We start from the raw sequence: 22,434 nt of genomic DNA, 5'->3' as shown, positions 1-22,434 counted from the left end.
GTCCAGTGGACCGCGGGCTTCGTCGTCCGGGGGAGGGGGCCGGGGCCGGCCTGCCCGCCTCCCCGGGGTCTCACGGAAGGCCGCGCGGCGGTGCGCTGCGCCGGAGCCACCAGTGGGCGACCAGCAGATTGACGATCCAGCCGAGCCACGAGGAGATTTCCAGCAGCGGCAGCACGTCGATCCGGAAGCCCGGAATGTAGGTCATGGCCTCGGAGAGCACCCGGCCCCACGATGTGCCGAGGGCCAGGGCGAAGCTGTAGACCATCCACCGCCGGTGGTCCTGGAAGCGGCGCTGCCGGGCGCGGACCTCCCCCGCCACGGTGGTGGCGATCCAGAGGGTCGCCATCGTCGCCAGTCCGATCTGCCCCGAAGGGGCCTTCGAGAAGGGCAGCAGCACGAACGCGAGGAGGGCGCTGGGAAGCGCGGCGGCGAAGACGTAGAGCCGGCCGCTGATCCGGTGGACGCGTGGATACAAGCGCCGTACCCCGGGGAGCAGTTGCAGGAAGACGGTGACCATGGACAGGTTCCCGAGCACCACGTGGGCGACCAGCACCCCGTAGTACTGCGGGAACCCCGGGTCGAGCGGGATTCGCGACTGGTGCGGGTCCCCCGTCGCGTACCGCGGGAAGGCGTGCAGCAAGTTGAAGATCACGAGCACGCCCGCGCCGACGAGCCAGGCGCGGCGCGCCACGCCGCGCGGCGTGGGGTCCGGCGGGGCGGCGGCGCGTGGTTGAGCATCCGGGCCCGCGGCCGCGGGCCGACCAGCACTCCGTATCACGGTGAGCTCCGAAGTCGTCGTCCTGTGGTGGTCGTGCGGCGGCCCGCCTCCCGGCGGCGGGCCGGAGGGCGGGGCGTCGGTACGGGCCATCAGTGGTGGAACTCACCGGCGTTGACGTCCAGGCACTGGCCCGTGACGGCCCGGGCGGCGGACGAGGCGAGGAAGAGCACCGCGTCGGCGACCTCGTCCGGTTCGGGCAGCCGGCGGAGGTCGAGGGTCTCCGCGATCTCGTCGTACACCTGCTGCGTCGTCACTCCCCGTTCCGCCGCGACATGACCGAACCCCTCCCTCAGCGCGTCGGCCCAAATGTATCCCGGCGCAACGGTGTTGACACGGATTCCGTTCTGCCCCAGCTCTGCGGCCAGGCTCCGTGCCGCGGAGAGAAGGGCGGCCTTGGCCATCCGGTAGGCGCCGAATCGGGGCCTGGAGTGCCGTATCACCGCGGAGTTGATCATCACGACCGCGCCGCGGGACCGGGCGAGGGCGGGGGTGCAGAGCCGGGTGAGCCGCAGGGCCGCGACGACGTTCGTCTCGAACCCGGCACGGATGTCGTCCGGATCGGCCTCGCCCAGCTCCACCAGCGGCGGAGCCGCGAAAGCGTTGTGGACCAGGGCGTCCACGCGCCCGAACGTCGCGACGGCCGTCTCGACGAGGTGGGCCGCCGAGGCCTCGTCGGTGATGTCGGTCGGTACGGCCAGCGCGCGCCGGCCGCCCGCCTCGATCTCCGCGGCGACCTCGGCCAGCCTCGTCCCCGTACGCGCCGCCAGGACGACGTCCGCACCGGACCGGGCCGCGCGCAAGGCGATGGACCGGCCCAGTCCGGGCCCGACTCCTGAGACGATGACGGTACGGTCCTCGAACATGGTGCTCCTCCGTGGGGTCGGTGCGGATCGGTTGCGGGGCCGGGAGTTCACGCGGGCGGGCGGACCGACAAGGCGTGCCGGAACACATCGCGCGGGTCGTAGCGCAGCTTGACGGCTTGCAGGCGGGGGTAGTTGTCCTTGAAGTACAGGTCGTGCCAGGGGACGCCGGAGGTGTTCCAGGCCGGGTCGGCGAGGTCGACGTCGGGGTAGCCGATGTAGGAACCGTCGGCGGTGCGGCCGGGCACGGGTACGCCGCCGGTGTCGGCGTACATCTCCCGGTAGAACGCGCGGACCCAGGCGATGTTGGCGGCGTCCTGCTCCGCCGACTGCCAGACGCCGGTGCTGTACGACGCCTTGAGGATGGAGTCGCGCTGGGCGGTCGCGGTCGCGTCGGACGGCACGGTGTTGACGCGGCCGCCGAAGCCGGTCAGGACGAGGCATCCCATGGGTGTGGGGCAGTCCTGTGCGCCCAGGAAGCGGTGGAGTACGTCGAGCTGCCGCTCGGTGAATCCCCGGCGCAGGTAACCGGCCTTGTTCTTGTAGCGTCCCCGGGGATCGCTGGGCCAGTCGTACGAGGGCATCCACGAGCTCCACCAGGGCACGACGTCCAGTTCGTCCGTCACCGGGGCGACGCCCACCCCGTCGGTGATCCGGTCGAACTGCTCGTCCAGCAGCGCGGCCGAGCCCGGTGTGGCGTCGTCGAGTACCGCGGTCATGCCGAACGTCCGCGAACTCCGGTGCGGCACGATGAGGTTGTTCCACAGGTTCGCCGCGGGGGAGTCCGGGTCCGTATGGTCCTCGTACCAGCCGCAGTAGTTGCGGAGCAGCGCGGTGAACGAACGCTTCGTCACGCCGTCCCAGGGCCAGCTGACGACGCGCCTGCGCATACGGGCGGGCGCGGCCGGCAGCAGGGACGAGGGATCGCCGCCCGGGTCACGTCCCGGAGTGCGGAGCCAGTAGCGGGTGACCACGCCGAAGCTGCCACCGCCGCCCCCGGTGTGCGCCCACCACAGGTCCCGGTGGGGATCGCCGGGGTCCCGGGTGGCGACCACGGCCCGCGCGCGGCCCGACGCGTCGACGACCACCACCTCGACGGCGCTGAGGTGGTCGGCGATCAGCCCGTCGCGGCGCGAGAGGTGGCCGTAGCCGCCCGCGGAGAAGTGCCCGCCCGCCCCGACCTCGAAGCAGGTGCCGCCGGGCACGGTGACGCCCCAGAAGGTGTACAGCGTGCGGTAGACGTCGCCGAGCGTCGCTCCCGCCTCGACGCTGAACGCCCGCATCCGCTCGTCGAAGCCGACGGCGTTCATGGGGGACAGGTCGAGCAGTACGCGGACCTCGGGCGAGGAGGTGAAGTCCTCGAAGCAGTGGCCGCCGCTGCGGACCGCGATCCGCCGGCCCGTGGCGACGGCCGATTCGACGACCGACACCACCTCGGCGGTCGACCGGGCGAACCGGATGGCCTCGGGCCGTCCGACGAAGCGGTGGTTGTAGCTCTCGACCAGGTTGGGGTACCGCGGGTCGTCCGCGGTGATGGTGGTGGGCGCGGCCGGCGCCCCGGTGCTGTCGGGCATGTTCCTCGTCTCCCGTCTCCGTCCCGTGGGCCGACCCGACGGTCGCCCGTCGACCGCCGGGCCGGCATCTCGCGGATTGCGGTGGTCGTTCAGCCCGGACGCCGCGCGGTGATCATCACGAAGTTCCCGGGGGTGGAGGTGTCGAGCAGGTCGAGGCCGGCGTCGGTGACCCACGCCGTGATGTCGGCCAGGCCGCCGAGCGGCATGCCGTCCGGAAATCCGGGGCCGCGGAACGACCGCTGGAAGTAGCGGTCGACCGGGTCGTCGGCCGCTCGGAACGTCATGAGGGTGAGCGTCCCTCCCGGCCGCAGGCAGCGGGCCGCCTCGGCTGCCACGGCGGCCGGGTCCGGCATGGCCTGGAGGGCGTTCCAGCAGTTGACCGCGCCGAGCGAGCCGCTGTCGAAGGGCAGCGAAAGGGCGTCGGCGCAGACGGCGGCGGCCCCGGGAACCGTGCCCCGCAGCCGGTGCAGCATCGACGGGTTGAGGTCCAGGGCGATCAGCCGCCCGGCGCCGACCGCTTCCGCGAGTACGCCGGTCCACCGGCCGGCCCCCGCGGCGAGGTCCAGCACCGGCCCGTCCGTGGGGCGGGTGTGCTCGGTGATGTAGGCGTCCTCGTCCGCCGGGGCGACGGTTCCCGCCCAGTTGCCGCCCATGAGCCGCAGGAAGCCGGGCCGCAGCACCGTCTCGTAGTAGTACCCGACGGATTCCATGGTGGCGGCGTTCCGCAGGACGTCCGCGGGGTCGGCGTCGTCCTCGACCGGGGCCGTCAGGTCCAGGACGCCGCGGTCGGCCGGGTACCGCGTCGAGCAGGCCGTGCAGGTGGCGTGCCCGTCGGTGGCGGGGGACGGCCGGCCTCCGCAGCACGGACAGCGCAGGACGGCGGTGTGCCGGTGCCAGGCCGCCGGGCCGGCCGGTGCCGGGTACGGGCGCGGCGTCCGCGCGTCGTGGACCCGCCGCGGCATGTCGTGGCGTACGGCCCAGTACGCGAGGGCCCCGGTGTACCCGAGGAGCATCCGCGTATCGCCGTCGTAGGCGCCCGCGAGCCGCGCCGGGCCGAGGCCCCGTACCCACTGCCGGTCCTGCTCGCGCTCGGCGTCGGTGAGGTTCCACTCCGCCGGGGACGGCCACACACGGCCGATGACCGCGTCGCTCCCGGGCAGGGGCCGCAGACAGCGGCGGAGCCGGGAGGAGACGTCCGCCGCGAGGCCGAGGGCGCCGGTCCGGTCCAGAATCCGGGTCCGCTCCTCGGGGAAGTGGGAGACGACGTACAGCAGCGCGTGCGTGAGCGGACCGTCGCCGCGGGCCTTCTCCAGGAGGCCGAGGCACGTTCCGAGGCCCTTGCGGACCTCGCCGTACGCGTCCGGGGCGCCGGGGCCGTCGGCCCCGGCGAGGAGGCCCAGGAGGACGAGGGCGCGGCCGAGGAGGTGCGCGGGCAGGCGCTCCAGGGCGTCCACCAGGACGGCGGCCGACGGCGCGGCCCCCGTCTTCGCCAGCCCGTCCTCCCAGACGGCGGCCGTGAGGCGGGCGAGCGCCGTGTCGGCGGCATGGGGGCCCGCGTCGAGGTAGGAGTGGGCCAGGGTTTCGGTGCCCCGGACCGTCGCGGCGTCAGCCATGGTTGTCCTCAGCTTCGTTCAGTGTCTGCGCGAGGAAGTACGCGTCCTCCCGGACCGGGCCGTCCAGCAGCGGGCGCAGGCCGACGTCGGAGTACCGGCGCGGCGTGCAGCCGGAGGTGCGGCGCAGGAGGGTCAGGCTGTTCTGGCGCAGTTTGTGGTCTTCGAGAAGGTTCAGGAACTCGAACTCCCCGGGGCGCAGCCGCCCGCTCTCGGCGATGTAGTCCAGGACCGCTTCGCCTTCGGGGTAGGTCATCAGGTAGTGCAGGGCGACGACGCCGCCGTCGGGATTGACCAGGTCCCAGCACTCCTCGAAGAAGTACAGGCAGTCCCAGGCGTCCACCCAGGCGAGGTCGACGGGCACCAGGTCGGCCGGGAGGAGCGGTACGCACGAACGCAGGTCGGCGTTGACGATCGTCACCAGGTCTTCGAGCCCGAACGCGCCCAGCACCTCGCTGACCCGGCCCGCCGAGGAGTCCGGCATGGACAGGTCGTCGACGGCGACGAGCCGTGGCTGGTAGGGCTCCCGGTAGGAGGACGGCACGAGCAGAGCGGGCTCGGCGTCGACCCACGCGTCGTCGAGCGCGCTCCCCTCGCGGACATAGGGCGCGGTCTTCCGGGCCAGCCCGGCGGCCTCCTCCGCGATCAGCTCCTCGACCTCCGACAGCGCCCTGGCGAGGAACGGCGTCGTGTATCCCATGCCGACCTCCAGGACCCGGCGGGGCCGGAGGAGGTGGACCAGGTTCGCGAGCAGGGGAGCGACCGCCTCCGTGCCCATGCCCGGGACCCGCAGCCGCTCCACGGCGTCGCGGAACTCCCGGTCGCGGCCCGGTACACGGGCGGGGAGCGTCATCGTGCGGCCTCGGAGGTGCCCGCCCGCTCGGCTTCCGCCGCCCGGTACAGCGCCTTGATGTTGCCGCTGCCGAAGCTCCGCGCGCCGAGGCGCTCGATCACCTCCAGGAACAGGGTGTTCCGCGGGTGGACGGAGCGCGCGAAGATCTGGAAGAGCTGTCCTTCGTGGTCCTGGTCGACCAGGATCCGGTGCCGGCGCAGCTCGGTCTCGGAGTGGCGGGCGGGCGTGAGCCGGGAGGAGAGGCCGTCGTAGTAGGAGTCCGGTGTGCCCATGAACCGGATGCCCCGGGAGGCGATGTCGCCGACGGTCCGCACGATGTCGTCGGTCGAGAACGCGAGGTGCTGCACGCCGGCGCCCCCGTGGTCCTCCAGGAACGCGTCGACATGGCTGCGCGGGAGCGAGGCGTCGGGCTCGATCAGGGTGAAGGTGACCTCCCGGGACGGGCTCTGGACGACCTCGGTGGTCATGCCCTGGCCGCCGACGGTGAGGCGCTCGGTGAAGATCAGGCCGAAGCCGAGGACGTCCCGGTAGAACTCCGTGGCGGCACGTATGCGGCCCGGCGGGATGCAGACGGCCGCATGGTCGAGGCCGGCCAGGCCGAGGCCGCCGGCCGCCGGGGGCGCGGGCACGAGGTCCGGGAGCGTGCGCGCGTCGAGCCCCGGCGGGCGTTCGACGAAGGTGTGCACCAGGTCGCCGACGCCCGCGATCGCCGCCGTCGTGACGCCTGCGTGGCATGCCGGCTCCGCCACCGGCCGGGCCCCGCGCGACACCGCCAGGTCGAAGGCGGCACCCGCGTCGTCGACCCGGAACGCGATGTCGGCGACCCCGTCACCGTGCCGCTCGACGAACGCGGCCTGTGGCGTGTCCGCGCCGAGCGGCTGTGCGAGCACCAGCCGGAGGGAGCCGGAACCCAGACCTGCGGAGCGCACGGTGCGCGTGCGTCCGGCGTCCCGGGCATGGACGGTGAGCCCGTACCCGCCGGCCAGCCAGCGTGTCGCCGCGTCCAGGTCGGTGACCAGCAGCCGGACGTGATCCAGCCCGAGGCGCCCGAGGGGGCTCCCGGTCGGCGTCATGATGTTCCTCCCTTGTGGCGGTGCCGGTTCACGAGGCCGAGCGGCCGCAGATCGGTCCAGTGGGCGTTGATGTGGTCGAGGCAGGAACGGCGGTCGGCGGGACCGTGCGCGGTGGTCCACCCCTGCGGTACGCCGATCGCCGAGGGCCACAGCGAGTGCTGGCCCTCGTCGTTGACCAGGACCAGGTAGACACCGTCCTCGGCGTCGAACGGGCCGGTCATCTCACCCCTCCTTCCGGTCGGCCAGCAGCTGGCCGAGTTCGGCCGGTGTCGGCATGTCGAAGAACTCGCCCACGGTCAGGTCGACGCCGTGGCGACGGCGGATGCGGCTGATCAGTCGCATCGCCGACAGCGACTGTCCGCCCAGGTCGAAGAAGCTGTCGTCGAGGCCGACCCGCTCGACGCCGAGCACGTCGGCGAAGAGCGCGCACAGCTCCTTCTCCGCGTCGGTGGCCGGCGGCCGGTAGGCCCGTCCGCTCGCGAACTCCGGTTCCGGGAGGGCCCGGCGGTCCAGCTTTCCGTTGGGCGTCAGGGGCAGGCGGGGCACCGGGACGAAGACGGACGGGATCATGAAGTCCGGTACGGCGCCCAGGAGATGGGCGCGCAGCGCCTCCGCGTCGACGGACGGCCCGTCCACGACGACGTAGGCGACGAGTTGGGCGCCGGCCGGGCCCGCGTCGCGGGCGGTCACCGCGGCGTGCCGTACCGAAGGGTGCCCGGCCAGGACGGCCTCCACCTCGGCCGGCTCGACGCGGTACCCCGCTATCTTGACGAGGTCCCCGGCCCGGCCGACGACGTCGAGCGTTCCCTCGGGGGACAGCCGGCCCAGATCGCCGGTGCGGTACATGCGCGCACCGGGCGGGCCGAAGGGGCTGGCGACGAACCGCTCGGCGGTCGGCCCGGGGCGGCCGGCGTATCCCCGGGCCAGGCCCCGCCCCGAGAAGTACACGTCGCCGACCTCCCCCGCCGGGACGGGCCGGAGCCGGCTGTCGAGCACGTGCAGGCGCACCCCGTCCATCGGACGCCCGACGGAGACCGTCGTGCCCGCCCGGTACGGCGCGGACATCGGGGAGTGCGTGCTGAAGACCGTCGCCTCCGTCGCCCCGTACATGGCCCGCACCACCAGGCCGGGGTGCGCGTCCAGTACGGCCTGGACGGCGCCGGGCGCGATCGTGTCGCCGCCCGTGAGCACCTGTCGTACCCCCGCGAAGACCTCGGGGCTCTCCTCGGCCAGCACCCGGAACAGCCCGGCGGTGACGTGGAGCCCGGTGACGCGCTCCCGTGCGACGAGATCGCGGAGGGCCTCGGCCGTGAGGTCCCCCGGCGGCGGCACGACGATCTGCCCGCCGCGCAGGAGCGGGACCCACAGTTCGTAGGTGGACACGTTGAAGGCGTACGGCGCCAGCATCAGCACGCGCTCGTGGTGGGACGCCTCCCAGCAGCTGTCGTAAACGAGCCCCAGCACGTCCCGTTGCGCGACGGCCACGCCCTTCGGCTCGCCGGTCGACCCCGACGTGTGGATGACGTAGGCGAGCCGGTCGGGATCGGCGGGCGGCCGCGGAGGGGGTGCGGGGCGCTCCGGGAGCTCGTGGCCGGGGCCGACGACGACGGTCCGGGACGCCCGTACACCGCGCCGGGAGCCGGCCTCGTCCGTCAGCAGGAGTGGACTGCCGTGGTGCGCCATGATCCGGCGCAGCCGTTCCGGGGGATGGGCAAGGTGCAACGGCACGTAGTAGCCGCCCGACTTGAGCACGGCGAGCGTCGCCACGACCAGGTCGGCGGAGCGCTCCATCAGCACCGCGACCGGCGTCTCCGGCCCGGCCCCGTAGCCGGCCAGCAGCCGGGCGAGGCGGCCGGCCCGCTCGTCCAATTGCCGGTAGCTCAGGCACGTGTGCGGTGCGGAGACCGCCGGCGCTTCCGGCGACCGCGCGACCTGGGCGGCGAAACCTTCCTGAATCGAGCCGGGCCGGACGAGTTCAGCGGGAGAATCCGATTCCCGGCCCCGCGAGTTCGTCCCACAGCGGTATTCGGTCATGAACAGACCGTGGCACCGCGGGAAACCCCGCGGCATCTCGTGCATTGCGATCGAGCGCACGGGCCCGGGGCGCCAACGCATTTTCCGAGAACCTTCCGGCGCGCCCCGCGGGTGACGATGTCGGCCGGGCACCTTTCGTGCCGCGTGAGCGCGCGTCAGGCCGGTCCGGCAGCCCGGTCCGGTAGAACGCCCGCGAGTACAGCAACGTGATGCGCCCGGTGCGCAGCAGCCTCATTCGAGAAGGAGGATCGCCGTGGCATACCGCAGGGGGATTCGCAGAATGGTGCCGGGACTGGTGATGGTCCTTGTCGCCGCATTGTTGTTCTTCGCCACCCGCGAGTCGGCCGCGGCGCCCGACGGTGACCGGGCCGCCGAGAAGTACGGCTTCAAGGAAATGCCCATCGCCATGCCGCCGGGCTACGACCGGATACCCAAACGTTCGGTCCGCGTCGTCAATCCGGCGTACGAGAAGATCCGTTCCTGGATTTCGTCGGTGGGTGCGAGCATCGCCCTCAACGACATCACCGGGAACGGCCGGGCGGACGGCATGTGCGTCGTCGACACCCGCACCGACCAGGTGATCGTCACCTATGCGCCGACCGCCCCCGCCGCCGACCGCTTCACCCCGTTCACCCTCGACCCCGCACCGCTGCCGATGGACCGGGCGATGGCGCCCACCGGGTGCACCTTCGGTGACTTCAACGGCGACGGGCGCATGGACATCCTGGCCACCTACTGGGGCCGTACGCCGGTCCTCTTCCTGGCCCGCTCCGACGCCAGGGCGCCCTCGCGGCGCGCCTACACGCCCCGCGAGCTGGTGCCGTCGGAGTCCACCGACGGGAAGTACAACGGGCCGCGCTGGAACACGGACACGGTGTACGTCGGTGACCTCGACGGCGAGGGCCACCCCGACATCGTCATCGGCAACTACTTCCCCGACTCCGACGTACTCGACCCGGACGGCCTGAAGAACGTCGTGATGAACGACTCCCTGTCCAGCGCCAAGAACGCCGGCGGTGACCGAGTACTGCGCTGGACCGGCGCCACCTCAGGGACCTCGCCGACCGCCTCCTACACGGAGGAACGCAAGGCACTGCCCTACGACGCGTCCACCGGCTGGACCCTCGCCGTCGCGGGCGCCGACCTCACCGGCGACGCCCGTCACGAGCTCTACATCGCGAACGACTTCGGGCCCGACCACCTTCTGTACAACCGCTCCACTCCGGGCCGCATCCGGTTCACGGAGGCCAAGGGCGAGCGCGATCCCGATACCGCGAAGTCGTTCGTGCTCGGCAACGACTCCTTCAAGGGCATGGGGGCGGAGTTCACCGACCTCGACCACACCGGACGCTTCGACATGCTGGTCAGCAACATCACCGCCGCGTGGGGCCTGGAGGAGTCCAACTTCGTCTGGAAGAACCGGACGGGGAACGAGAAGGAGATGCGCGACGCGCTGGGTTCGGGCACCGCGCCGTTCACCCAGGAGGCGCAGCGCTACGGCCTCGCCTGGACCGGCTGGAACTGGGACGTCAAGACGGGCGACTTCCTCAACGACGGCAAGCAGGCGGTCGTGCAGACCGACGGCTTCGTCAAGGGGAAGACCGACCGCTGGCCATGGCTGCAGGAGATGGCCATGACCAACGACAACCTGCTCTCCAACCCCGCGATGTGGCCCCATGTCCAGCCGGGTGACGACATCGCCGGGGACGACGCCCTGGCCTTCTACGTCCGTACCGCGGGCGGGCAGTTCGCCAACGTGAGCGAGCAGCTGGGCCTCGCCGTCAAAACGCCGACCCGCGCACTGGCCACCGGCGACACCACCGGCACCGGGCGCCTCGACTTCGCCGTCGCCCGCCAGTGGGGCCCGCCCGCGTTCTACGCCAACACCGCCCCGAAGGTCGGTGAGCACCTGACGCTGCACCTGCTCCGGCCCGCCGCCGGCGAGAACGCCGGGACCGGCGGCCTGGCCGGTGCCGGGGCTCCCGCGTACAGCGCCTCCGCCCGCGTCACCACCTCCGCCGGGACCGAGATCGCCCAGCTCGACGGGGGCGGCGGGCACGGCGGCTACCGCAGCTTCGACGTGCGGTTCGGCCTCGGTTCCCAGGACGGCCCGGTGACCGCGCACCTCCAGTGGCGCGACGCGCACGGCGGCCTCCATCAGCAGACCCGACGACTCGCCCCCGGTACCCACACCCTCATGCTCACCGGTGACGCCCAGGAGGTTCCGACCCGATGACCGCAACGGTCGCCCACCCCCCGGCAGACCAGGCACGGCAGGCCACCACGGCGCCGCCCGCCGGCAAACCCGACGCGCGCTACCTCGCGCTCCGCAACTTCGCCGTCTCGATCAGCGCCCTCAACATCTTCGGATACACGCTGCTCGGCTTCGAGCAGCCCTGGATCTGGCCCGTCATCGCCGTCGTGACCGCTTACGCCGTCGAGATCGCCCTCGAATCGCTGACCGCCTGGGCGCACCGGCGCCCGCCGCGCTACCTCGGGCGGGGCGTACGGGGGCTGTACGAGTTCCTGCTGCCGTCCCACATCACCGCGCTCGCCGTCAACATGCTCACGTACGGCAACGACCGACTGCTGCCCATCCTGTTCGGCGTGGTCGTCGGTGTCGGCGGCAAGTACGTGCTGCAGGCCCCGATCGGCGGCCGGATGCGGCACTACATGAACCCGTCCAACCTGGGCATCACGGTGACGCTGCTGTGCTTCGGCTCGTGGTTCAGCATCGCACCGCCGTACCAGTTCACGGAGCACGCCAACACCTTCTTCCGGGTCGCCGTCCCGCTGATCATCGCGACCGCCGGCACCGTCATCAACGGGCTGCTGACGAAGCGGGTGGCACTGATCGTCGGCTGGCTCGGCGGATTCGTGATCCAGGCCGTGATCCGCCACTTCGTCTGGGACGTCGCCGTGTACTCGGCGCTCGGACCGATGAGCGGTGTCGCCTTCGTGCTGTTCACCAACTACATGATCAGCGACCCCGGGACGACCCCGGCCCGCCCCCGCCACCAGTTCGTCTTCGGCGCCGGCGTGGCGCTGGTGTACGGCGTGCTGATGGTCTTCAACGTCGTCTACACCCTGTTCTTCGCGACCACGATCGTCTGCGGCCTGCGCGGCGCCGGCTGGTGGGTCGCGCACCTGGCACGGCGCCGCCGGGAGCGGGCGTCCGCGACCGAGGCGGTGACCGCGTGAACGACCGCAGAACCCCCATCGCCGTTGTCGGCATCGCCTGCCGCTACCCGGACGCGGACGACCCCGGGCAGCTGTGGCAGAACGTCCTCGCGGGGCGCCGCGCGTTCCGCCGCCTCCCGGACGAGCGGATGCGCCACGAGGACTACTACTCCGCCGACCCGGCCGCGCCCGACCGCCACTACGCGCGAAAGGCCGCCGTACTGGAAGGCTTCGAGTTCGACCGGGTGGCACACCGCATCGCCGGGTCCACCTTCCGCGCCACGGACATGGCGCACTGGCTGACGATGGACACCGTCGCGCGGGCCCTGACGGACGCGGGCTTCCCGGGCGGGGCGGGCCTGCCGTCGGCCGCCACCGGCGCCGTCATCGGCAACAGCCTCAACGGCGAGTTCAGCCGTGCCAACCAGCTGCGGCTGCGGTGGCCGTACGTGCGCCGCACGGTTGCCGCCGCGCTGCGCGACCAGGGCTGGGGCGACGCCGACCTGGCCGCGTTCCTCGCGGGGCTGGAGGAGCGGTACAAGGCGCCGTTCCCGCCGATCGACGAGGACAGCCTGGCCGGCGGCATGGCCAACACCATCGCCGGACGCATCTGCAACCACTTCGGCCTCGGCGGCGGCGGGTTCACCGTGGACGGCGCCTGCTCGTCCTCGCTGCTCGCGATAGCCACCGCGTGCAACGCGCTGGATTCAGGACAGCTGGACGTCGCCGTCGCGGGCGGTGTGGACCTCAGCATCGACCCCTTCGAGATGGTCGGCTTCGCCAAGACCGGTGCGCTGGCCACCCGGGAGATGCGCGTCTACGACCGGGACTCCAACGGCTTCTGGCCGGGTGAGGGGTGCGGCGTCGTGGTCCTGATGCGGGACGACGACGCCCGCGCGCAGCGACGTTTCCGCTATGCGACCATCGCGGGCTGGGGCTGGTCCTCGGACGGCCGCGGCGGCATCACCCGTCCCGAGGCGGGCGGCCACCGTCTCGCCCTGGAGCGTGCCTACCGCTGCGCCGGGTTCGGCCTGGAGACCGTCGCCTACCTGGAGGGCCACGGCACGGGCACCCCCGTGGGGGACGCCACCGAGCTGCGCGCCTTCACCGAGGCGCGACGCGCCGCCGACCCGGACGCCCCGCCCGGCGCGATCGGTACCGTGAAGGGGAACTTCGGGCACACCAAGGCAGCCGCGGGCATCGCCGGGCTCCTCAAGGCCGTGCTCGCCGTGCGCCACCAGATCATCCCGCCCGCCACCGGGCACGTCGACCCCCACCCCGAACTCACCGTCGAGCGCCCCGCGCTGCGGGTACCGGCCGAGGCCGAGCCGTGGCCGGACGGCCTGCCGGTGCGGGCCGGGGTCTCCTCCATGGGCTTCGGCGGGATCAACGCGCACGTCGTCGTCGAGCACGCCGACGGAGTGCGCCGCACCGCGCTGCCCCGGTCGGCGGTACGGCTGATGCGCTCGCGCCAGGACTGCGAACTGCTGCTCGTCGACGCCGAGGACACGACGGAACTGCGTGACCGGCTCGCCCGGCTGGCCACCTTCGCCGGGCGTCTGTCGTACGCCGAACTCGGCGATCTCGCCGCCACCTTGCAAGCCGATCTGGCCGGACGCCGGATGCGCGCCGCCGTCGTCGCAGCCTCACCCGAGCAGGCGGAAGAGCGCTTGACCGACCTGCTCGCCCGTACCGACGACACCCGTTGCGTCGTGGACCCGGCCGCCGGGCTGTTCCTCGGCGACCGGGACGGGCAGCCGCCCCGGATCGGGTTCCTCTTCCCCGGCCAGGGCGCGGGGCGAGGCGGGGACGGCGGTGCGCTCCGCCGCCGGTTCGCCACGGTCGACGACCTCCACCGTGCCCAGCACCTGCCCGCCTCCGGTGATCAGGTGGCCACCGAAGTCGCCCAGCCCCGCATCACCGGCGCGTCCGCCGGGGGACTGCGGGTGCTCTCCGCACTCGGCATCCAGGCCGCCGCGTCGGCCGGCCACAGCCTCGGCGAACTGACCGCCCTGCACTGGGCCGGAGCCATGGACGAGGCGGCGCTGCTCCGGACGGCCGCGGCGCGCGGCCGGGTGATGGCCCGCGCGAGCGACGGTGACGGCGCCATGGCCGGCATCGCCGCCGGGCCCGCCGCCGTCGAGCCCCTGCTGGACGGCGAGCCCGTGGTGATCGCGGGGTACAACGGCCCCCGCCAGACGGTGGTCTCGGGCCCGGCGGCAGCCGTCGACCGGGTCTGCGGACGGGCCGCCGGGCAGGGACTGGACACCCAGCGGATCAATGTCTCGCACGCGTTCCACTCACCCGCCGTCGCTCCCGCCGCGCGGGCCTTCGCCGAACACCTGGCGAAAGAGGAGTTCGCCCCGCTCGCCCGGCGTGTGTTCTCCACCGTCACCGGAGGGCCGCTCGACCGTTCCACCGACACCGCTGGGCTGCTGACCCGCCAGGTGCTCGCGCCGGTCCGCTTCACGGAGGCGGTGTCGGCGCTCGCCGCCGAGAGCGACCTGCTGCTGGAGGTGGGGCCCGGCCGCATCCTGTCCGGTCTCGCCGCCGAGGCCGCCGACGTCCCCGTGATCCCCCTGGACGCGGGAGGCCCCAGCCTGGCCGGCCTCTTCCAGGCGGCTGCCGCGGCCTGGGTGCTCGGCGCGCCGGTACGGCACGAGGCCCTGTTCGAGGACCGGTTCACCCGCCCGCTGCCGCTCGACAAGGAGTTCCGGTTCTTCGCCAGCCCGTGCGAATCGGCGCCCGCGGAGGACGTACCGCCCGCCGTGACCACCGGGAAACCGGCGCTGCCCGGGCCGGCCGGGGAGCCCGCGGACGCCCCGACGACCGCCGTCGACGGGCCGGCGGGCAGCCTGGAGGTTCTGCTGCGGCTCGCCGCGCAGCGCGCCGAGCTGCCGCCCGAGGCCGTCTCCCCGGACACCAACCCACTGGACGAGCTGCACCTCAGCTCCATCACCGTCGGCCAGATCATGAACGAGGCCGTCCGCGAGCTGGGCATCGACACCCCCGTGGCCACCTCGGCCTTCGCCACCGCCACGCTGGCCGAACTGGCCGAGATGCTCGACGGGCTGTCCGGCACCGCGCTCCCCGGCGAGGCCGGCCGCCGCCCCGACACGGCGGAGGGCGTCGCGCCCTGGGTGCGGGCCTTCGCCGTCGAACTCGTCCCGGCCGAACCCGGCCGGCCTCGCGGGGCATCGGGGGAGGGCGCGTGGACGGTCTTCGCGAGCGAGGGCCACCCCCTGGCCGGACCCCTCGCCGAGGCGCTGCGCTCGGCCGGGCTCGGCAGCGGCGTCCTGCTCTGCCTGCCGCCGGACTGCGACGAGGAGCACGCCGGGCTGATGCTCGCCGCGGCGCGCACCGCGCTCGCCTCCGCCACCCGGTTCGTCGCCGTCGGCGACCGGCGCGGTCCGGCGGCTCTCGCCAAGACCCTCCACCTGGAAGCCCCGTCCATCGCGGTCACCGCCGTCACCCTGCCGGTGGCGGCCCCCGGCGCCGCCGGCCTGATCCCCCGCCTCGTCGCCGACGTCGCAGCCACGTCGGCGTTCAGCGAGGTGCACTACGACGGGGACGGCACGCGCCGCGAGCCGGTGCTGCGCGCACTGCCGCCGGCCGCGGCACCCCCCGGGCCGCTGCCGCTGGGCACCGGCGACGTCCTCCTCGTCACCGGCGGCGGCAAGGGCATCACCGCCGAGTGCGCGCTCTTTCTGGCCCGGGAGTCGGGGTGCGCGGTCGGCCTGCTGGGCCGCTCCGCACCGGAGGAGGACGGCGAACTCGCCGCCAACCTCGGGCGGATGGCCGCCGCCGGAATCCCCTTCCGCTACGTCCGCGCCGACGTCACGTCCCCCGAGGAGGTTCACCACGCCGTACGGGAGGTCCGCGCGTCCCTCGGACCCGTCACCGCCGTACTGCACGGCGCGGGCCGCAACGAACCGCGCGCGCTGACCGACCTGGACGAGACGTCGTTCCGCCGGACCCTGGCCGTCAAACTCGCCGGGCTGGAAGCGGTGCTGGCCGCCGTCGACCCGGGGGACCTGCGGCTGCTCGTGGCGTTCGGCAGCATCATCGGCCGGGCCGGCCTGCGGGGCGAGGCCGACTACGCCACGGCCAACGACTGGCTCACCGAGCTGGTCGGCCGGGTGCGGGCGGACCTTCCGAACTGCCGGTGCGTGACGCTGGAGTGGTCCGTGTGGTCCGGGGCCGGGATGGGGGAGCGGCTGGGCGTGCTCGAATCGCTCGTCCGCGAGGGCATCGATCCGGTCCCCGCCGACGAGGGCGTCGCGATGCTGCGGAGCCTGCTCGCCGACCCGGACACCCCGGATCCGGTCGTCGTCATGGGGCGCGCCGCCGGCCTGCCGACGATCACGCTCGACACGCCGGAGCTGCCCCTGCTGCGGTTCACCGACCGGGTCCGGTCGCACTACCCCGGCGTCGAACTCGTGGCCGACTCCGAGCTGTCCACCGCCACCGACCCCTACCTCGCCGACCACCTCCTGGACAAAACCCTGCTGTTCCCGGCCGTGCTCGGCATGGAGGCGATGGCGCAGGCCGGGGCGGCGCTCACCGGTCGCGCCGAGCCCCCGGTGCTGGAGGACGCGGAGTTCCTGCGCCCGGTCGCGGTGCCCCCGGACGGTGGGACGACCATCCGGGTCGCCGCGCTGGTCACCGGCCCCGACACCGTCCGAGCCGTGATCCGCAGCGCGGAGACCGACTTCCACGCCGACCACTTCCGCGCGGTGCTGCGGTACGGGGACGGGACGCCGCACGGGCACGGGAGGAACGACGCGGCGGGCGGGCCGGAACCGGCACACGCCCGGCACCGTGGAACTCCGGACGCCGACGGGGCCGCGCCCGCGCCGCTCGTCGATCCCGCCCGGGACATGTACGGCAGCGTCCTCTTCCAGGGGGCCCGGTTCCAGCGCCTGACGCGCTACCGGCACTTCGCGGCGAAGGAGTGCACCGCCGAGATCTCCACCGACGCCACCGCCCAGTGGTTCGCCGGGTTCCTCCCGCCGGACCTGGTGCTCGCCGACCCCGGCACGCGGGACGCGCTGATGCACTCCCTCCAGGCGTGTGTTCCGGACGCCACCCTGCTGCCCGTCGGCGTCGAGCGGCTGCACCTCGCCGACCCGGCCGCGGCGCGCGCTGCCGGGACCGCCGTCCTGCACGCCGCGGAGCGCTCACACGACGGTGACACCTACGTCTATGACCTCGACGTGCGCACCGCCGACGGCGCTCCACTGGAGCGCTGGGAGGGCCTGGTGCTGAAGGCCGTCCGCAAGACGGACGGCTCCGGCCCATGGCTCCCCGCACTCCTCGGCCCCTACCTGGAACGCCGGACCGAAACCCTGCTCCCGGCCCCACTGCGGGTCGCCGTCCGCCCGGACGACCACGGAGCGGAGGGCGGCACGGCGGCGCGCCGCGCCCGTACCGCCCTGGCCCTCGGCCAGGCGCTCGGCCGGCCGGCGGTGCTGCGCCACCGCCCCGACGGGCAGCCGGAGGTGGACGGCGGCCCCGCCGTCTCGGCCTCGCACGGTGCCGGCGTCACACTCGCCGTGGCCGCGGGGCCCGGGGCCCGTACCGTCGGATGCGACGTGCAGGCGGTCGAGGAACGCGGTGCGGGGGAGTGGTCCGGGCTGCTGGGCGACAGCGGCTGGACGCTGGCCCGGCTGCTCGCCGCCGAACGCGATGAGGACGTGTCGCTCGCGGCCACCCGGGTGTGGGGCGCCGTCGAGTGTCTGCGCAAGAACGGCCACGCCCGGGCGGAACTCGTCGCCGACGGCGCGCCCGCGGCGGGCGGCTGGGCGGTGCTGCGGGCCGGCGACGCCCGTATAGCCACGGTCTCCGTGCACCTGGGAGCCACCGGCACGGGGCGGCCGGCGGTGTTCGCCCTCATGTCGACGCGAGGAAACCCTCGATGAAAGGAGAGCGCGAGGTGCGGCCCTACTACGAACTGCGCCACTTGGTGGGCTTCGAGGAGACCAACCTGGTCGGCAACGTCTATTACGTCAACTACGTCCGCTGGCAGGGACGGTGCCGTGAGATGTTCCTGCGCGAGAAGGCCCCGGAGATCCTGGAGGACATCCGGGGGGACCTGAAGCTGTTCACGCTCTCGGTGGGCTGCGAGTTCTTCTCCGAGATCACGGCGTTCGACGAGCTGTCGATCCGGATGCGGCTCACCGACCTGACACAGACGCAGATCGGTTTCACCTTCGACTACCTGCGGATCGGCGGGGACGCCCCGGACGTCCTGGTGGCTCGCGGCAGCCAGCGGGTGGCCTGCGTGCGTGGCCCCAACACCGGTACCCGCCCCACCAAGGTGCCGGAAGCACTGCTCCGGGCGCTGGAACCGTACGTGGATCCGGCGCCGCAGGGCGCGGCCGGCGGGAGGTGACGGCATGGCACCCCCGCAGCCCCCGCCCGGCCGCACCCCCGGCACCGCGGCCCCCGGAGAGCGCCGGCAGCTGCGCGACGTGCTCGGTTCGTTCGCGACCGGCATCGTCGTGCTCACCGCCGGACGGACCGAGCCCCGCGGCATGACGGCCAACTCGTTCACCTCGGTCTCGCTGGACCCGCCCCTGGTGCTGGTCTGTGTGGCCCGCACCGCCGCCCTGCACGATCTGGTCCTCGACGAGGGTGGGTTCGCGGTCTCGGTCCTGTCGGCCGACCAGGAGCCGGTGGCGCGCCGGTTCGCCGATCGCGCGCGTCCGCGGGGTGCCCGGGAGTTCGAGGCCGTCGAGGCGGCACCGGGCCCCCGCACGGGCGCCCCCCTACTGTCCGGGGCGCTGGCCTGGCTGGAGTGCCGGCTCACGGCCGTCCACGACGGCGGTGACCACTCGATCATGCTCGGTACGGTGCTGGAGGCGCACAAGAGCGCGGCGGAGTCGGCGCTGCTCTTCCACCGCGGCGGCTTCCGGCGGCTGGCTCCCGTGCGGGTGCGCACCTGAGCAGGGGGCGGGCCCCGTACGCCGGTCTCCGGCCCTTCGTCACTGATCCGGCGCAGTACGGTGTCGTCGATGTCGAGAAGCTGAGCCGGGCTCCGACAGAGGGGTGAAGGGCGCGATCGAGGCGCCGTGTCACAAGGAGGTTTACCGTGAAGTTCCTGCTGATCATGCATGTGAACCCTGCCGTCTGGGAGGCGCTGCCCGAGGAGACCCGCAACGAGGTGATGTCCGGGCACGGCGACTTCATGAAGAAGGTCAAGGAATCCGGCGAGTTCGTCTGCACCCAGGCGCTCGCCGAGCCGGCACAGAGCTCGGTGGTGCGGGTACGCGACGGCGTGCCGGCCGTGACCGACGGCCCGTACGCCGAGTCGAAGGAATTCCTGGGGGGCTTCTACGTGATCGAGTGCCGGGACCGGGAGCGGGCGCACGAGATCGCCGCCATGATCCCGGACAGCCAGGTCGAGGGCCTCTGCATCGAGGTGCGTCCGGTCGCCTTCTCCGACGGCCTGCCCGAGTGATCCGGGGCGCGGCGGCCCTCGACCGGGACCACCGGCGAACGGCCGCCGCGCCTGCGGTTTTCCGTCCCTGGCGCTCTCCGGCCGCGTGTTAGCGTTGCTGGCTCCACATCGACAACCGTGTGCGCGGAGAGGACGTTCGGGGAATGGGTGCCGTCGGTGATGTCGATACCGTTCTGCGCGACTTGATTCCCCGTGTCGTCGGAGTCCTGGTACGCCGCCACGGCTACTTCGAGGAGTGCGAGGACGCCGCCCAGGACGCGCTGGTCGACGCCACCGTCCAGTGGCGCAGGGACGGCGTCCCGGCCCATCCCCTCGGCTGGCTCCTCACCGTCGCCTCCCGGCGCATGGCCGACCGGGCACGGAGCGAGGCGGCCCGGCGTACGCGGGAGGAGACCGTCGCCGCCCTCGCGCCGGCCGACACATGGGCCGTCCACGGGCCCGAGGACCAGCAGCCGGCGGACCACGACGACTCCCTCACCCTGCTCTTCCTCTGCTGCCACCCGAGCCTGTCACCGTCGTCCCAACTCGCCCTCACCCTCCGGGCCTGCGGCGGACTGACGACGGCACAGGTCGCCCAGGCGTTCTTCGTCCCCGAGGCCACCATGGCGCAACGCATCAGCCGCGCCAAGCGCCGCATCAAGGAGGCCGGGGCCCTGTTCGAGCTTCCGCCGGCCGAGGAACAGGCGAGCCGGCTGGCCGTCGTCCTCCACGTCCTCTACCTGATCTTCAACGAGGGTTACACCAGGACCTCGGGCACCGATCTGCACGACGTCGAGCTGACGACCGAGGCCGTCCGGCTCACCCGGGCGCTGCGCGCGGCGCTGCCCGACGACCCGGAGGTCACCGGGCTGCTCGCGCTGATGCTGCTGACCGACGCGCGCCGGCCGGCGCGCACGGACGCCGACGGCAACCTCATCCCCCTCGCCGAGCAGGACCGCACCCGGTGGAACCAGGGCGCCGTCAGCGAGGGCACGGCACTCATCACGGAGGCACTGGCCAAGGAGCAGCCCGTCGGTTCGTATCGCCTTCAGGCTGCCATCGCCGCCGTGCACGCCGAGGCGCCCAGCGCGGACGGGACGGACTGGCGGCAGATCGTCATCCTCTACCAGCTGCTGGAGCAGGTCGCCCCGAACCCGATGGTGCGGCTCAACCACGCGGTCGCCGCGGCCATGGCCGACGGCCCGCTGGTGGGCCTGCGCCTGCTGCGTTCCCTGGACGACGACCCGCGTATCGCCGAGCACCACCGTCTCCACGCGGTCCGCGGCCACCTGCTGGAGACGGCCGGTGACCTCGACGCCGCCCGCGCCTGCTATCGGGAGGCCGCCCGCCGCACGGCCAGCCTCCCGGAAAGGCGCTACCTGGAATCGCGCGAGGCCGCTCTTGAGGAACGCGACCGCTGACCCGCGCGGCGCCCGCGTCACATCTCGGTGCCCGCGCTCACCATGACGGGCCGTACCTCGACGGCGAAGCCCTCGAAGCGGGCGTCGGGGATCATCGCGGCCAATTCCTCGGCCCGTTCCCGCGACTCGCAGTCGACCAGGTAGTACCCGGCCGCGTGCACCGCGACGTCCGGGAGCGGCCCCGGGGCGGCCGTCGCCGTCCCGTCCTTCACCCTCACCACCGAACCCTGTGACGCATCGGCGAGGAAGTTGGTCGCGATCATCTCGCCGGCCTCCCGCACCGTTTCCTGGAGAGCGCGGTGCCCCCGCGAGATCTCGTCGCGCTCGTGTTCCGCCAGGCCGTCCCGGGCCCCCGGTTCCATATGTGTGATCAACAAATATTTCATGGCGAACCTCCTGCTACCGGGTCGTAGCCGAGCCGCTGTTCTCGACCCGGTCCGGCACGCGAGAAGGCAGGTCGGAGCGCGGACGAGCAGGCCGCGGGCGGCAGTTGGGCACCGTCGGGGCGAGGTACCCCGTGACGCCGCGGACGGGAGGCCCGGAAGGCGCCGGACAGGGGCACACCCCCGCAAGGCGCGCCCTCTCACACCGGCACGGCCTCCGGGATTCCGGTGTTCGTCCCGGGGCACACCAGCGCGAGGGGCCGCGGCGTCGCCACGAGCACCGGCACGTCGAGCCGGCTGCGGAAGGAGAGCGACAGGTCCGGCAGGCACAGCGTGGGGCCCGGTTCGAGCGCTCCGAGACGCCGGCCCCCCATGAGCCGGGCGTCCTTGTGCGTGAGCGCGTGGCGCCCGGCCGCCGTCCCGGCCGGCAGCGAAAACGCCGTCAGATGGCCCTCGGGGGTCGCCGGGACGGACAGTTCGTACGGACCGGGGGCGGTCACGAGAGTCCCGGCGAGCGGCCGCCCCTCGGGTATGGGGCCGGGAAAGAGCCCGACGAACACGGCACACCGCCGCTCGCCCGGCGGCAGCGAGACGGTGCTGCGGATGCGGCGCTGCCGCGTGGAGCGGGCCGGCGGCTCCGGGCCGCGGTGACAGGGTGCGAAGCCGCGGCAGCGGCGGTAGTTTGTCGGCGACAGGCCCACGCTGCGACTGAACCGTGTGCTGAATGTCCCCACGCTGTTGTATCCGACGGCGGTGCCGATGTCCACGACATTCCAGTCGGTCGATAAAAGGAGTTCCTTCGCCTTTTCCAGGCGAAGTGCCGAGAGGAACCGTCCTGGCGGGACACCGGTGGCCCGCAGGAAGAGGCGAGAGAAGTGGAATTTGCTGAACATGGCGGCTTCGGCCAGCATGTCCAGGGAAAGGGGTTCGCTCAGCCTGTTCTGCATGACGTCGATGGCGCGCACGATTGCCTGCTCGGTCTCGTCTCTCAACGGTTCCTCGATTCTCAGCGTCTACTGACCAAGTCATCTCTCATGCACTGTGTCGCTAGCCCGTCACACCTGCACCGACGTGCTCGTGCGACGTGACGGTGTCATATCCAAGTGCGTCAGGCATCTTCCGGATTGCGGGACCGTATGGCCTCTGACCTGCGAACGAACCGCATTGACGCGTGTTATGTGAACTGTCCGGTTTTTTTGCCGGAAGGAACGATGCCGGCTGTGTCTC

The 22,434-nt window shown here is 73.0% G+C and carries 17 protein-coding genes; 7 read left to right on the top strand and 10 right to left on the bottom strand.

Translation table 11 applies throughout. The annotated features are described in order from the left end of the window. Nucleotides 1-70 precede the first annotated feature (70 nt). The 8 genes from ACFV57_RS34670 to ACFV57_RS34635 all read right to left on the bottom strand — a co-directional run bounded on the left by ACFV57_RS34670 (nucleotide 71) and on the right by ACFV57_RS34635 (nucleotide 8,782). Nucleotides 71-691 carry a DUF2306 domain-containing protein gene (locus ACFV57_RS34670; protein WP_385240436.1) on the bottom strand — a complete coding sequence of 207 codons (621 nt, stop codon included), beginning with the start codon at nucleotides 689-691 and terminating at the stop codon, nucleotides 71-73. 176 nt (nucleotides 692-867) lie between these two features. Then, nucleotides 868-1,641, bottom strand: coding sequence for an SDR family oxidoreductase (locus tag ACFV57_RS34665; RefSeq protein ID WP_385240433.1), 774 nt, complete (start codon nucleotides 1,639-1,641; stop codon nucleotides 868-870). A 47-nt stretch (nucleotides 1,642-1,688) separates the two neighbouring features. After that, complete coding sequence (locus tag ACFV57_RS34660; protein ID WP_385240430.1) at nucleotides 1,689-3,212, bottom strand: FAD-binding oxidoreductase; 1,524 nt, start codon at nucleotides 3,210-3,212, stop codon at nucleotides 1,689-1,691. Between the two features lie 89 nt (nucleotides 3,213-3,301). Then, nucleotides 3,302-4,825 carry a methyltransferase domain-containing protein gene (locus ACFV57_RS34655; protein WP_385240428.1) on the bottom strand — a complete coding sequence of 508 codons (1,524 nt, stop codon included), beginning with the start codon at nucleotides 4,823-4,825 and terminating at the stop codon, nucleotides 3,302-3,304. Then, on the bottom strand, nucleotides 4,818-5,675 hold the full coding sequence (locus ACFV57_RS34650; protein WP_385240425.1) for a hypothetical protein: 858 nt from the start codon (nucleotides 5,673-5,675) through the stop codon (nucleotides 4,818-4,820). The genes ACFV57_RS34655 and ACFV57_RS34650 overlap by 8 nt, the downstream gene beginning before the upstream one ends. Beyond that, nucleotides 5,672-6,748 (bottom strand): 4-hydroxyphenylpyruvate dioxygenase, encoded by a 1,077-nt coding sequence (hppD, locus tag ACFV57_RS34645; protein ID WP_385240422.1) that lies wholly within the window; start codon nucleotides 6,746-6,748, stop codon nucleotides 5,672-5,674. Before hppD ends, ACFV57_RS34650 begins: the two co-directional genes overlap by 4 nt. Then, on the bottom strand, nucleotides 6,745-6,969 hold the full coding sequence (locus ACFV57_RS34640; protein WP_385240419.1) for an MbtH family protein: 225 nt from the start codon (nucleotides 6,967-6,969) through the stop codon (nucleotides 6,745-6,747). Before ACFV57_RS34640 ends, hppD begins: the two co-directional genes overlap by 4 nt. A gap of 1 nt (nucleotide 6,970) precedes the next feature. Beyond that, nucleotides 6,971-8,782, bottom strand: a complete 1,812-nt coding sequence (locus ACFV57_RS34635) for an amino acid adenylation domain-containing protein (RefSeq protein WP_385240416.1) — start codon at nucleotides 8,780-8,782, stop codon at nucleotides 6,971-6,973. Nucleotides 8,783-9,035: 253 nt separating this feature from the next. Here ACFV57_RS34635 and ACFV57_RS34630 point away from each other — a divergent pair, with 253 nt between their 5' ends. The 7 genes from ACFV57_RS34630 (at nucleotide 9,036) to ACFV57_RS34600 (ending at nucleotide 20,824) form a co-directional block, all read left to right on the top strand. Next, complete coding sequence (locus ACFV57_RS34630; protein WP_385240413.1) at nucleotides 9,036-11,018, top strand: FG-GAP repeat domain-containing protein; 1,983 nt, start codon at nucleotides 9,036-9,038, stop codon at nucleotides 11,016-11,018. Then, nucleotides 11,015-11,983: a hypothetical protein gene (locus tag ACFV57_RS34625; RefSeq protein WP_385240411.1), complete on the top strand. Its 969-nt coding sequence runs from the start codon at nucleotides 11,015-11,017 to the stop codon at nucleotides 11,981-11,983. The genes ACFV57_RS34630 and ACFV57_RS34625 overlap by 4 nt, the downstream gene beginning before the upstream one ends. Further along, entirely contained in the window at nucleotides 11,980-17,883 is a 5,904-nt protein-coding gene (locus ACFV57_RS34620; protein ID WP_385240408.1) for an SDR family NAD(P)-dependent oxidoreductase, read from the top strand. Before ACFV57_RS34625 ends, ACFV57_RS34620 begins: the two co-directional genes overlap by 4 nt. Beyond that, nucleotides 17,880-18,356, top strand: coding sequence for an acyl-CoA thioesterase (locus ACFV57_RS34615; RefSeq protein WP_385240405.1), 477 nt, complete (start codon nucleotides 17,880-17,882; stop codon nucleotides 18,354-18,356). Before ACFV57_RS34620 ends, ACFV57_RS34615 begins: the two co-directional genes overlap by 4 nt. A 4-nt stretch (nucleotides 18,357-18,360) precedes the next feature. After that, nucleotides 18,361-18,909 (top strand): flavin reductase family protein, encoded by a 549-nt coding sequence (locus ACFV57_RS34610; protein WP_385240402.1) that lies wholly within the window; start codon nucleotides 18,361-18,363, stop codon nucleotides 18,907-18,909. A gap of 146 nt (nucleotides 18,910-19,055) precedes the next feature. Further along, entirely contained in the window at nucleotides 19,056-19,424 is a 369-nt protein-coding gene (locus ACFV57_RS34605; protein ID WP_385240400.1) for a YciI family protein, read from the top strand. Between the two features lie 143 nt (nucleotides 19,425-19,567). Beyond that, on the top strand, nucleotides 19,568-20,824 hold the full coding sequence (locus ACFV57_RS34600; RefSeq protein WP_385240397.1) for an RNA polymerase sigma factor: 1,257 nt from the start codon (nucleotides 19,568-19,570) through the stop codon (nucleotides 20,822-20,824). A gap of 17 nt (nucleotides 20,825-20,841) precedes the next feature. On the opposite strand, the gene ACFV57_RS34595 is transcribed toward ACFV57_RS34600, so the two are convergent. Continuing rightward, nucleotides 20,842-21,210 carry a YciI family protein gene (locus ACFV57_RS34595; RefSeq protein WP_385240394.1) on the bottom strand — a complete coding sequence of 123 codons (369 nt, stop codon included), beginning with the start codon at nucleotides 21,208-21,210 and terminating at the stop codon, nucleotides 20,842-20,844. Between the two features lie 197 nt (nucleotides 21,211-21,407). Continuing rightward, complete coding sequence (locus ACFV57_RS34590) at nucleotides 21,408-22,199, bottom strand: helix-turn-helix domain-containing protein (protein ID WP_385240391.1); 792 nt, start codon at nucleotides 22,197-22,199, stop codon at nucleotides 21,408-21,410. Nucleotides 22,200-22,434 lie beyond the last annotated feature (235 nt).

It is taken from the genome of Streptomyces sp. NPDC059788 (assembly GCF_042732265.1).
In the GTDB taxonomy this organism is placed as follows: domain Bacteria; phylum Actinomycetota; class Actinomycetes; order Streptomycetales; family Streptomycetaceae; genus Streptomyces.
The sequence above is the reverse complement of the archived record's forward strand: the minus strand, read 5'-3'. Positions and strand labels throughout refer to the sequence as shown.

Bases quoted from the DNA above. Each gene is read 5' to 3' on its own strand.
- ACFV57_RS34625 (WP_385240411.1), top strand. From the start codon at position 11,015: ATGACCGCAACGGTCGCCCACCCCCCGGCAGACCAGGCACGGCAGGCC.
- ACFV57_RS34660 (WP_385240430.1), bottom strand. From the start codon at position 3,212: ATGCCCGACAGCACCGGGGCGCCGGCCGCGCCCACCACCATCACCGCG.
- ACFV57_RS34615 (WP_385240405.1), top strand. From the start codon at position 17,880: ATGAAAGGAGAGCGCGAGGTGCGGCCCTACTACGAACTGCGCCACTTG.
- hppD (WP_385240422.1), bottom strand. From the start codon at position 6,748: ATGACGCCGACCGGGAGCCCCCTCGGGCGCCTCGGGCTGGATCACGTC.
- ACFV57_RS34655 (WP_385240428.1), bottom strand. From the start codon at position 4,825: ATGGCTGACGCCGCGACGGTCCGGGGCACCGAAACCCTGGCCCACTCC.
- ACFV57_RS34665 (WP_385240433.1), bottom strand. From the start codon at position 1,641: ATGTTCGAGGACCGTACCGTCATCGTCTCAGGAGTCGGGCCCGGACTG.
- ACFV57_RS34650 (WP_385240425.1), bottom strand. From the start codon at position 5,675: ATGACGCTCCCCGCCCGTGTACCGGGCCGCGACCGGGAGTTCCGCGAC.
- ACFV57_RS34640 (WP_385240419.1), bottom strand. From the start codon at position 6,969: ATGACCGGCCCGTTCGACGCCGAGGACGGTGTCTACCTGGTCCTGGTC.
- ACFV57_RS34635 (WP_385240416.1), bottom strand. From the start codon at position 8,782: ATGACCGAATACCGCTGTGGGACGAACTCGCGGGGCCGGGAATCGGAT.
- ACFV57_RS34610 (WP_385240402.1), top strand. From the start codon at position 18,361: ATGGCACCCCCGCAGCCCCCGCCCGGCCGCACCCCCGGCACCGCGGCC.
- ACFV57_RS34600 (WP_385240397.1), top strand. From the start codon at position 19,568: ATGGGTGCCGTCGGTGATGTCGATACCGTTCTGCGCGACTTGATTCCC.
- ACFV57_RS34595 (WP_385240394.1), bottom strand. From the start codon at position 21,210: ATGAAATATTTGTTGATCACACATATGGAACCGGGGGCCCGGGACGGC.